Origin of the sequence: Streptomyces sp. UW30 (genome assembly GCF_008042075.1) — a bacterium.
Taxonomy (GTDB): domain Bacteria; phylum Actinomycetota; class Actinomycetes; order Streptomycetales; family Streptomycetaceae; genus Streptomyces.
The window spans coordinates 1-1,568 of record NZ_RDBN01000096.1; the positions used below are offsets into that span (position 1 = coordinate 1).

Genomic DNA, 1,568 nt, shown 5'->3' on the forward strand with positions numbered 1-1,568 from the left:
GATCATCACGATGTAGTCGCCGGCCGCGGCGAGGAAACCGGTGCGCAGCGCGTTCCCCTTGCCCGGGCCACTGTCAGCCTGGTCGTGCCCGCTCGTAACGAGGCGCGCAACATCCCCTGGGTCTTCGAACAGATCCCGGACTGCGTCGACGAAGTCATCCTGGTCGACGGCGACTCCAGCGACGCCACGGTGCACATGGCCAGGCACTGCCTGCCGACCGTCCGCCACGTCGAACAGAGCGGCCCGGGCAAGGGGAACGCGCTGCGCACCGGTTTCCTCGCCGCGGCCGGCGACTACATCGTGATGATCGACGCGGACGGCAGCATGCTGCCCGAGGAGATCCCGCACTACCTGCACTTCCTGGACAACGGCTACGACTTCGTGAAGGGGTCGCGCTTCATCGCGGGCGGCGGATCACTCGACATCACGCGCATCCGGCGCTGGGGCAACCATGCGCTGCTGGCGACGGTGAACCACCTGTACCACGCCTCGCTGACCGATCTCTGCTACGGGTTCTGCGCCTTCCGCCGCAGCTTCCTGGACGATCTGGACCTGCACTCGACCGGGTTCGAGATCGAGACCGAGATGATCGCGCATGCCTTGCGCTCGGGTCTGCGGATCGCGGAGGTTCCGAGCCTTGAGCTGCCGCGCCGCAGCGGATGCTCCAACCTTCACGCCATATCCGACGGCCGCAGGGTGCTGCGCACACTCCTCGCCGAGCGCCCGGGAGCGCAGTCAGCGGCCGCACGGAGCAGCTGATGAGTTCCACCGGCCAACGCCTGCCCGTCCCGAGCGACACCCCGGTCGAGGTGGTCGACATCGATCTGGCCGAACCGGGCAGGTTCAGTCCACCGGGCAGCCACGAGCGGATCCGACCGCAAAGCCGGGTGTTCGCCCTCGTGCGGCTGCGAGGCCGTCCGCTCGGCATGGTGGGCGGCAAAGGCGCGGCCCCCGCGGAACTGTGGCAGACCCTGGCCGACGCGGCCCGGCGCGAACTCGAAGTCCCGTTGGCCCGCTCTTCTCCGCGAACCCCTTCGGCCGGGCCTGTGTCGGGGGGAGGGGCCGGGAACGCGCCCGACATCAGCGTGGTCATCGCCACCCACAACCGCTGCGAACTGCTGCGCCGGTGCCTGGACTCGCTCCTGAGGATGGAGTACCCAGGGTCTGCGTTCGAGGTCATCGTGGTGGACAATGCTCCGGCGGACGATGCGGCCGAGCAACTGGTCCGCGAGGCGTACAGCCCTCGGGTCCGTTACGTGAGGGAACCCGTCGCCGGCCTCGCCCGCGCGCGCAACCGGGGACTGACCGCTGCTCGGGGCGGGATCGTCGCCTTCACCGACGATGACACGCTCGTCGACAGCAGATGGCTGTCGGCGCTGGCCGAGGCCTTCTCCGGAAACCAGGCGATCGGCTGTGTGACAGGGCTGATCGCACCCGCCGAACTCCAGACCGAAGCTCAGGCCGTACTGGAGCGGCACAACGGATTCGGCAAGGGGTACGACACACGCACCTGGTCGCTGGACGACCCACCCGAGGATCCGCTCTTCCCGTTCACCGCCGGGCAGTTC

The 1,568-nt window shown here is 68.8% G+C and carries 2 protein-coding genes; both read left to right on the forward strand.

Annotated features, from left to right (window positions below):
• Positions 1–759: glycosyltransferase family 2 protein (locus EAO75_RS44220; RefSeq protein WP_261989708.1), on the forward strand; the 759-nt coding region annotated here is incomplete at its 5' end.
• Positions 759–1,568, forward strand: an 810-nt coding sequence (locus EAO75_RS44225; RefSeq protein ID WP_187284854.1) for a glycosyltransferase family 2 protein, incomplete at its 3' end; no start/stop codon positions are given. The genes EAO75_RS44220 and EAO75_RS44225, both read left to right, overlap by 1 nt.